Below are 9690 nucleotides of genomic sequence, written 5' to 3' on the forward strand. Positions count from 1 at the left end.
AGGTTGCCATTTTGAAATTCATCTAAATGACGTATCCTTGAGACCTCCCGGGGTAAGCGTAACCACTTTCCTCCCATATATCCGCCACATTTACTGCATAAACCTTCGGACCGTTTTGGGCTTTGTTTTGTTACGCAAACTCACCCGATTTATACAGCCTCAAATGTAGTTCGTGTACCTCGGACCAGGATTTTGCCTCCGGCTTCCTTCAGATTCCACCTCACGATGGACACCCTTGCCTTTGGCTAGTGGTTGGCACGGTCAACCCCCACAGTGGACTCTCACCACCTAGTTGTTACGCATGCCCGGCGCACTTAGAAAAAGGAGCATTTTGCTCCTTTTCTAATTATTATATTAACTTAATATTTCTTTAATATCCCTTGTTGGATGATTTTCATATTTTATTACTTTACCTTCCCACGTTCTTATCATACAATAATCCTTGCCTCTAGAAATTAAATACTGTGGTAATATAGGCGTTTTACCTTGCCCTTTAGGTGCATTTATAATATAAGTTGGTACAGCCATACCCGAAGTATAACCTCTTAAATATTCCATGATTTCCAATCCATCATCTACAGAAGTATTAAAATGTAAAGTACCAATTACATGTTTAGCATGGAATATATAATACGGCTTAACCCTAATTTTCAATAGTTCATGATTTAAAGCTCTCATAACAAACTTATCGTTATTAATACCATTTAATAAAACAGCCTGATTACCTAATGGTATACCTGCATTCGCCAGTTTTTCACAAGCCTTTTTAGCTTCTTCAGTTACTTCTTTTGGATGATTAAAATGTGTATTTAAATAAAGTGGATGGTATTTTTTTAACATGTTTACTAATTCATCAGTGATTCTTTGTGGCATAGTTACTGGAGTTCTTGAGCCAATCCTTATTATTTCAACGTGCGGAATTGCTCTCAATTCTTTTAATATCCATTCTAACCTATGATCCGGCAATGTAAGAGGATCTCCACCTGTAATAAGTACATCTCTAATTTCTCTGTTTTCCCTAATATATCTAATTGATTCTTCTATAACAGCCGTAGATTTATGCTCATCTTTTTGTCCAATATTTCTCCTTCTTTGACAATGTCTACAATACATAGCACACTCATTAGTAACGTTAATAATCAAACGATCAGGATATCTTCTTGTTATACTTCCAGCAGGATTTGTATATTCTTCTCCCATAGGATCGCTTTCGCCGCTATCTCCTGCTAATTCTAAAAAAGTAGGAATAGCCATAAGCCTTATAGGGTCAAATCTATCATCTGGGTCCATTAAACTCGCATAATAAGGTGATATAGCCCATCTATATCTTTTACCAACTTCCTCTATTTCTCTCTTTTCCCTTTCAGACAAATTTATTATTTTACTCAACGTTTCAACATCCGTTATCCTATTAGATAACTGCCATTTATAATCATACCAATCTTCTTGTGTCCCACCAAGTACATCTAATATTTTCTTTTTTAATTCCTCAAATTTATCCTGCATATAAAGTCCTCTAGGTATAGACTCTCTAACTTTTAAATAATCATCAATCCTTGATTTTAATTCAGCCGCTCTTTTCAATGAAATTTCTCTTTTTTCTTTCAATTGATCCATATTTCATCCTCCTTCTTTATTCTGTTTATCTGAAAATTCCAAATATTCTTAATTATTTCCGGGGCATAAGTAAGGTAGGCTATTTAAATATATAAAATAACCTCTTTTCGTAACTATTTATTAGAATATATAAAATACATATTAAATAATATTTATCATAAGGGTTATATGAATTCTATGAATTTAGTAGGGTCCATAGATCAGATTGTTTGAAAAGAGATATTTAGATCTGTCTAAAGCAGTGTATATATTATAATATTATTTTGATAATTTGTCAATAGTTTTTTATTAAAAGGTAATTAAAGGTGGTGAGAAAAATGAAAAGAGGAATTGTCACATTCTTAACCTTAATATTATTTATAATTATAACTTTTGTTGGTCAGCAATACTATGATGCTTCTATTGTAAAAACAACTTTCGATGAAATCTTTTTAATAAATAGTAGTATTTCAGAAAAATTAATTGATAACTTTTTTTCAAAAGATGAAAAACTGAAAAAAGATGCTCAAAATAAAATAAAAAAAATAGTCTTAAAAGATTTAGGATATGAGAATTGGTTAGATTATATCGACTATATTGAAATAAAAATTTATCCTGCCGATGTAATAGATAATGAAAAAGAAGATTTAATTATCGCTATTAATATATCAAAAGATTTAGGCGTAATTGGAATATACAAAAAATATAATGACATATATGTTTATGTAGATAAAATTGAAAACCTTGCATATATTAATAAAATTAATACTCTAAGATATAAACCTAAAAATCTTATATTTATTATAGTCGAAGAAGAATTAGAAGAAAATATTGGAGCATTTTTTTACGATAAATATACGAGAATCTTTACTAAAAGAAATAACTCTTACAAAGAAGTATTTAGATTTTCTACAAACTACGAAGGATATTTTTATGAGAAATGGACAAAACCAAAACTAAAAAATCCTAAGTGGTTTAAGCTTATTGAATATGGAATAATCGAACAAATAACAGATGAAAATTTAAATTTACATATTAAAGCATCTAAAATTATTCAAATTTTTGAAAGCGAAAAAACAAATATAGACTCTATACCAGAAGAATTTATTTTAATAAATGAAAAAAACCTAGATTTAGATTATTTTTGGAGTGATAAATATAAATATTTTATTCAAGGTGAAGGTATTACTAAAAATAACGAAATCGTTGGAATTATTGAAAGTTCAGATCAATTTGCTGATTACTACTTAAATTTATCTAATAAATACTATAAAATTATTGATAAAAATGGTAAAATTAAATACATAAATAGCAATAATTTAAAATTATTAAATTTAAAATAGGGAGGTAATTATGAAACGCTTTAGTGTTATAATTCTAACTTTTATCCTTATGCTGACTGGATGTGTAAATCAGAATAAAAAAGATTTATTTAATTATATAAATGCAGAACTTCCTCCAGTAGTTGAAATGGAAAATGATGCTCTAGAAAAATATAATAATCTAATTTCCAATAATAATTATACTTATGATACATTTTATACAGCTTTAAAAAATGAAATAATCCCAACATATGAAGATTTTTTGAATAAATTAACGAAAATCTCTCCTAAAACTAAAGACCTAAAAGAAATACATAATCTCTACATTGAAGGAGCAAAATATCAGTTAAAAGCACTAAAATTACTGCAAAAAGGCATTGAAGAAAAAGATAACGAATTACTTTTAAAATCAAGTGAGTTTTTAAAAAAATCAAAAAAATATATGACTGAATATAAAAATAAAATTGTAACTTTAGCTGAAAAATATCATATGGAATATAAGCTTGATTAATTAAAGCGGTGCTGATTTTGCACCGCTTTAGTTTCTGCTAAATATTACTTTACCGCTTAATACTGTCATATCTACTTTAACATCTTTAATTTTATCCAATGGTATTTTAGTTATATCTTCAGATAAAACAACTAAATCGGCTAACTTTCCTGTTTTTATAGAGCCTTTTATATTTTCCTCAAATGTACAGTAAGCTGGATTTATTGTAAATAACTTTAATGCAGTATATAAATCTAATTTTTCTTCTGGATACCATCCTTTTTCTGGATAACCATTTAAATCTTTTCTAGTTACTGCACAATAGATACCATAAAGAGGATTAAATGGTTCAACAGGTGCATCAGAGCCTCCAGATAAGAATATTCCTTCATTATGCATGGTATTCCATGCATAACTATACTTTAATCGTTCTTTCCCTACTCTACTTTCGGCAATTTGCATATCTGTTTTTATAAATATAGGTTGTATATCTGCAATAACATTTAACTTCTTAAACTGCTCTATTATATCTCTAGATAATATTTGACAGTGAATTAATCTGAACCTTGCATCTTTTCTATAATACATTTTATTAAGCCTATAATATATACTGAGAACTTGTTTCATAGCTCTATCTCCTATTGTATGTACTGCTAGCTGAAGACCATTTACATGTGCCAAAGTAAGTATTTTCTCTATTTCTTCAGTAGTATATATTAATACACCTTTAGTATTAATATCATCGCTATAAGGTGCTTCTAACGCTGCTGTTTTTGATCCTAAAGACCCGTCTGCCAAAAGTTTTAATGGCCCAAACTTAACCATTTCATCTCCATCACCTGTTTTTTTGTTCATCTTCAAAAAATCTATTAGTTTGTCTTTTGTATCTAGCAGCATTTGAAGATTTATTCTTGCATTAAGTTTTTTCTCATTTTTCAATTCTTGATAAGCATATAAAATCTTTTTATATGATTTTAAATGTGAAAAATCATCTGTTTGTATAGAAGTAATTCCTACCTTATTAGCATCATCTATGGCCGATTGAATTATTTCTTTTATCTCTCCTATATCTTCTGTAAAAGGTATAAGATTATAAACTAAATATACCGCATTTTCCCTAAGTATCCCTGTAGGTTCACCCGTTACAGGATCTCTATCTATTTTTCCTCCTTCAGGGTCTCTAGTCTCTTTAGTTATTCCAGCAAGTTTTAAAGCCATTGAATTAACCACACATATATGGTAACAAGCTCTCGATAAAAATACAGGTCTGTCATTAATTACTCTATCTATGTCATATTTATTAGGCAATCTACCTTCAATAAAATTTTCTTGATTCCACCCATGTCCTAATATCCATTTTTTAAATATTTTAACTTTTTCGTTATTAACAAACTCTTTTAAAGCTTTTTGCATATGTAGTATAGAATCAGCGTTAGACAAGTCTACTTTATACTTTGATAAGCCATAACTAATTAAATGCATATGACTATCGTTAAAACCGGGTAAAAGAGTTCTTCCTTCAAGGTCTATATATTTAGTATTTTTATCAATAAATTTTTTGCCTTCTTCGTAACTACCACAAAAAATTATTTTATTATTTTCTGTTACTATGCATTCAACTTCTTTCTGGCTGTCTTCCATAGTTAAGATTTTTCCGTTAAAGAAAAGTAATTTACTCATTAACCTCACCACCTTTTAATAAAACATATAAAATCGTTTAAAATAATAACATATATCAAAAGAAATCAAAATCGCATAAAAAATATCAGGAGAGAACAGTTCACAACAATCTCCTGATTTTTTCCTATTTTTATAACTAATAGATATATAAATCTGCTAGGTGCAACAAGTACTAGATTAATTAGCTCTATTTTCATAAACCAATCAGAAACTTAACACATAATCTCCAGTCATACGCATATAACACCTAACACATAACTCATAACTCATATGAACTGTTTCTAGCACTAAAAACCAAAAAGCATAATTTTATTTTTGCCGTACTATATTTATCCTTCCGTACGGCAACTCCAGGAAGTCCTAGTACCTGGCAATCCTAGCAGATATTAACTTAATATTCTATTTTGTCATCTGGAACTTCAATTTCAGTATTTATATTTGCTCTATCTATGGCAAGACGTAATTTGCGAATTTGTTTTTCATAGTTTTTGTATGTTTTCTTTGCCTCTGCTAAATCATAAGTAACTTCTACATACTCAACATTAGCATAATAATCTGTATTTCTTGTCTTTTGTTGTTTATCAGCCAAACTCTTCCAACAAGTTCTTTCTCGCAATAGTTGCATTAAAAGTAACAAACCTTCTGCAAGACTAATTTTTTCTCCATTTACTTCAAAATCTATTTTGGTATTCAGGTTAGCACGTGCTACTACTTGACGTAAATACCTAGACTTAGCAGCTAGAGCAGCTATCTCTGCACTTATTTCTTCTACGGTACGTTCTGGATATTCTGGCTCTTCATCTTTAAAATAACGCACTATGGCAACCTGTTCTCTTTCAGCCAATAATGATTCTATCTTTTCCTCTATAGCTTTTGCTATCTTAAGGCATTCTCCTAAAGTTATCTTCATAGTATCCCCCTTTTCTGACATCCCCTTAAAATTAAATAAATAATATATATTTATAATATATATAAAAAAAGCAATTTGCAAGAACTTTTTCATAATTTTAAGGCATTAAAATTTAGATATTCTTGCTGCAAAAAATAAAAACTCTATGTTACCCAAGTCAATATGGAAAGGGTAGTATTCAAAATTATGTTTTAATTATCACAAATTAACGTACATCATAATTTGATATTAATTAATACAATCAAAGGTTTCTGCATAAAATATATATTATGAATCTATTTAGGAGGTTTTATTTTGAAAGAAATAGTTAAAAAAATGCTTAAAGAAAGGGGAGTTACTATCGAAGACATGGCTAATCTTGTCTATGAACTACAAAAAGACTATGCAGATATTTCTATAGAAACCGCAATTTTTAACATTGAAAAAGTATTATCTAAACGCGAAGTACAAAATGCAATATTAACTGGAATACAACTCGATATTTTAGCTGAAAAAAATTTATTAAAAGAACCTTTACTGTCTATGATAAAAAAAGATGAACCGCTATATGGCATAGATGAAATATTGGCACTAAGTATAACAAATGTGTATGGTTCAATAGGTTTTACTAACTATGGGTATATAGATAAAATGAAATTTGGAATTATAGGCAAATTAGATAAACTTGGTAAAACTACTGATAGAGTCAATACCTTTTTAGATGATTTAGTAGGTGGCATTGTAGCAGCTGCGTGTGCAAGAATAACTCATTCTAATAAAGAATAGGTGGAGCTAAATTTAAAAACTCCACCCAGCCGAAATAATTAACTAACAAAATCTTATATCGCTAAATTATCTATATTTATTTTCTTAAGAAAATCTATTACATCTTCTAAAGAATCATCAGACCAACCGAATTTTCTGGCAATTTTAGTTTCACCTTTTATTTTAACAACCGTTTTTGAATGCTTTCCTATGCTTATAATATAATCTTTATTATTTTTGCTATATTGAGTTTCAACAAAAACAATATGTTTTGAATCTCCGTCATACAATATATCAAAGGTTTGCCCATTCACAACAATCTGCTTTTTCTCTATTTTATGTTCACCAAAAAAACTATTAATGTATCCATACTTTTCATTTTGAATTTTAACATTTATTTCAATAAAATTATCTTCATCCGCTTTATTTAAATAATTAAGTGAAAAATACTTTATCCTGTCACTAGATATCTCTTTATCTTCATATATCTGACCTATCACATGCTCTGATATTTTGGGAAATAAAGTATCAATTAGCACAGTCGCTGATTTAAACTCATAATTATCAATGTTTTTTTGTATTTTAAAATTTGGAAAAACTTTGTTTATTTCCTCAATATCACTAAATGTTTCCTCCTGTTTATATATTAAATATATCTCATCATCTATATTGACAAACTTATACTGCCCAAATTTTAGTTTTTCTTTTTCCTTATCTATTTCCATCTCTTCTCTTTCTTTATCATTTTGAATATGTTCTGTAATAGACTTTTCTTCATTATAAATGTTAAATAACTTCTCAACATTCAAAATTATATAATCAAAAAGTGTGTCGCTTATTTTATTTAAATACTCAAAGTCTATTTTATCAGTTATATCATTTTCTGTATGTATAACATTAACATTTGAATCACTTAAATTAATAGATGGTATATTTTTTTCTGAAAAAGAAATATGGTCACTAATATATGCACCTTCTGTTTCGATTTGACATTGATAACCATTTTGAGTAAAAAATCTATCAATATCATCTATAAGATAGCCACTTACTATACCATCCCCTGTTATAAGTAGCTTGTCTCCATTTTTATACCCAATACTATCGATATTTATATTATAGATTTTATCATATCTATGCAATATTTCATTTACAAAAGCCCTACTGCCTTGTAGATTAAATTCTTCACCATTAAAAGCACATATAATTATATCATAATCTAATTTATTCTTTTTCGAATATTCAATTAATTTTTCTGCTAAATTTAACAAAACTGCCACTCCAGAACTATTATCAACAGCCCCGTAAAACACTTTATCAGCAACAGCCCCAACATGATCAAAGTGAGCCGAAATAACTAATGCGTTTTCATTATTTCCCCCTTTTATAATCCCGACAATATTATTCGCTTCGATTTTTTCTTTCTTTAAATTGTATTTTACTTTCACTTTGCAATTTCTATCCTTTATCAAATCATATACTCTTTCACTTATTTGAATTATTGGAAAGCCGCTATCTCTGACAACTATATATTTGTTAAAATTTTTTTTCTTTATTAAAACTGCTTTGGCTTTGTTGAATATTTTTTGCAAATCAGCTAGATTATCTAATACTACAACTGAATTTTGAATATTTTTATCGTTTATATCGAATGTAGAATTACCCTCTATAGTTAAATTCGCAATCATATTTTGAGGTAAAAAATCTTTGCCATATATTAGCTCTTCTTTAGTATTATTATCAAACTCTAAAACCATAACGAATTTTTGATTTTTTGGATTATAAAAATTATGCTTATATGGCACAAAAAAACTATTGTCTTTATATTTTTCTAAACCAATTTTTTCAAAGCTTTCAGCTAAAAATCTTTCTACTTCTTTATTATTTTCTGTACCAGTTAATCTGCCTTTAAATTTTTCTGAAGCAAGATATTCAATCGTTTTTTCTATGTCTGTTTTTTGGTCGCTATTAGTCAATATATCTTTGTTTGTACAACCTATTGTTAATATTATTGAAAAAATTAATATAAACAAAAAAACTTTTCTTCCCACATAGACACCTCACTTTTATTTACTATATTCCCCTTTTGCTATATTCCCTTTTTTTGTATTGACATATATTGTTTGTATGTGTTAAATTAATGCATATAAAGTAATAATTGCCTCTTATGGTAATTATAAAAGAAAAGGCAATTAAATGCAACATTTTTTTAATTTGTTTTATATTAATTAAAGGAGATTATAAAGGGAGGTTTGTTTATGGTTAAGAAAATATCATCTTTTATTTTTATCGTAATTATTTTATTAAGTCTAACAACTGTATATGCTGAAAAAGATACAAATAAAGTTACTCCAATGTATATACCTTGTGATTATTGGGAAGGACCACACCGCTTACATGAAGGCAGAAGTTGGGTTGATCATGATTTTCAATATCAACATAAGCATTACACCTATGATGAATATGGAGGAATAATTGGAGAGTATTTTGATTGGGTATGCAAAAAATATAGGGTAACTGAAAAATATTGTGCTTGTGGTTACACTGAAAAATCTTCTTATTATATAGGCACTCATTGCCATTAAAAGTATTAATGTTGCATTTACTGCCTTTTCTTTTTTTATAAACACCAGTTTACAAGATTAATTAAGCCACAAAGTCATTGTATATAAAGTTTTTAACGCATTTGGAAACTACAGAATAAATTTTTCTATTTTCGAGCGAAGATACGAAACTATCAAAAATTAATTCTTTTATTACTCTTTCTGAAATCATTCGTTTTATAACTTGTGGGCTTTCAAATTTGTAATCAGAAAATCTATTACTGATAAAGGGTAATACTGAAACAAAAGTAAAACTTATAGCTATTAAGTTTATAAATCTTTCTATAGCTTCTTTATTCCTTACCATATATTTACCAAATGACCAGAAAAATTTTTGCTGATAAAATA

The 9690-nt window shown here is 28.1% G+C and carries 9 protein-coding genes; 4 read left to right on the plus strand and 5 right to left on the minus strand.

Annotated elements, in window-relative coordinates; all coding sequences use genetic code 11:
• Positions 1-354: 354 nt before the first annotated feature.
• Complete coding sequence (gene eam / locus BUB51_RS10765) at positions 355-1617, minus strand: glutamate 2,3-aminomutase (protein ID WP_073197687.1); 1263 nt, start codon at positions 1615-1617, stop codon at positions 355-357.
• 317 nt (positions 1618-1934) lie between these two features.
• Between eam and BUB51_RS10770 the strand changes: the two genes are divergently transcribed.
• Positions 1935-2939: a hypothetical protein gene (locus BUB51_RS10770; protein ID WP_073197689.1), complete on the plus strand. Its 1005-nt coding sequence runs from the start codon at positions 1935-1937 to the stop codon at positions 2937-2939.
• Between the two features lie 10 nt (positions 2940-2949).
• Complete coding sequence (locus BUB51_RS10775) at positions 2950-3429, plus strand: hypothetical protein (protein WP_073197690.1); 480 nt, start codon at positions 2950-2952, stop codon at positions 3427-3429.
• A 27-nt stretch (positions 3430-3456) separates the two neighbouring features.
• Here BUB51_RS10775 and BUB51_RS10780 read toward each other — a convergent pair whose 3' ends face one another.
• Positions 3457-5088: an amidohydrolase gene (locus tag BUB51_RS10780; protein WP_073197692.1), complete on the minus strand. Its 1632-nt coding sequence runs from the start codon at positions 5086-5088 to the stop codon at positions 3457-3459.
• 391 nt (positions 5089-5479) lie between these two features.
• A complete protein-coding gene (locus BUB51_RS10785) occupies positions 5480-6019 on the minus strand; it encodes a DIP1984 family protein (RefSeq protein ID WP_143153613.1) in 540 nt (179 codons plus the stop codon).
• A gap of 294 nt (positions 6020-6313) precedes the next feature.
• Here BUB51_RS10785 and BUB51_RS10790 point away from each other — a divergent pair, with 294 nt between their 5' ends.
• Complete coding sequence (locus BUB51_RS10790) at positions 6314-6763, plus strand: phosphatidylglycerophosphatase A family protein (protein ID WP_200791949.1); 450 nt, start codon at positions 6314-6316, stop codon at positions 6761-6763.
• Between the two features lie 53 nt (positions 6764-6816).
• Here BUB51_RS10790 and BUB51_RS10795 read toward each other — a convergent pair whose 3' ends face one another.
• The gene (locus tag BUB51_RS10795) at positions 6817-8790 is read right to left on the minus strand and encodes a M28 family metallopeptidase (RefSeq protein WP_073197696.1); all 1974 of its coding nucleotides are present in this window, start codon (positions 8788-8790) and stop codon (positions 6817-6819) included.
• Positions 8791-8997: 207 nt separating this feature from the next.
• On the opposite strand from BUB51_RS10795, the gene BUB51_RS10800 reads away from it, so the two are divergent.
• Positions 8998-9324 carry a hypothetical protein gene (locus BUB51_RS10800; RefSeq protein WP_073197697.1) on the plus strand — a complete coding sequence of 109 codons (327 nt, stop codon included), beginning with the start codon at positions 8998-9000 and terminating at the stop codon, positions 9322-9324.
• A gap of 61 nt (positions 9325-9385) precedes the next feature.
• Here BUB51_RS10800 and BUB51_RS10805 read toward each other — a convergent pair.
• On the minus strand, positions 9386-9690 hold a 305-nt coding region (locus BUB51_RS10805), incomplete at its 5' end, for a hypothetical protein (protein ID WP_278294364.1).

It is taken from the genome of Caloranaerobacter azorensis DSM 13643 (assembly GCF_900129995.1).
Classification (GTDB): domain Bacteria; phylum Bacillota; class Clostridia; order Tissierellales; family Thermohalobacteraceae; genus Caloranaerobacter; species Caloranaerobacter azorensis.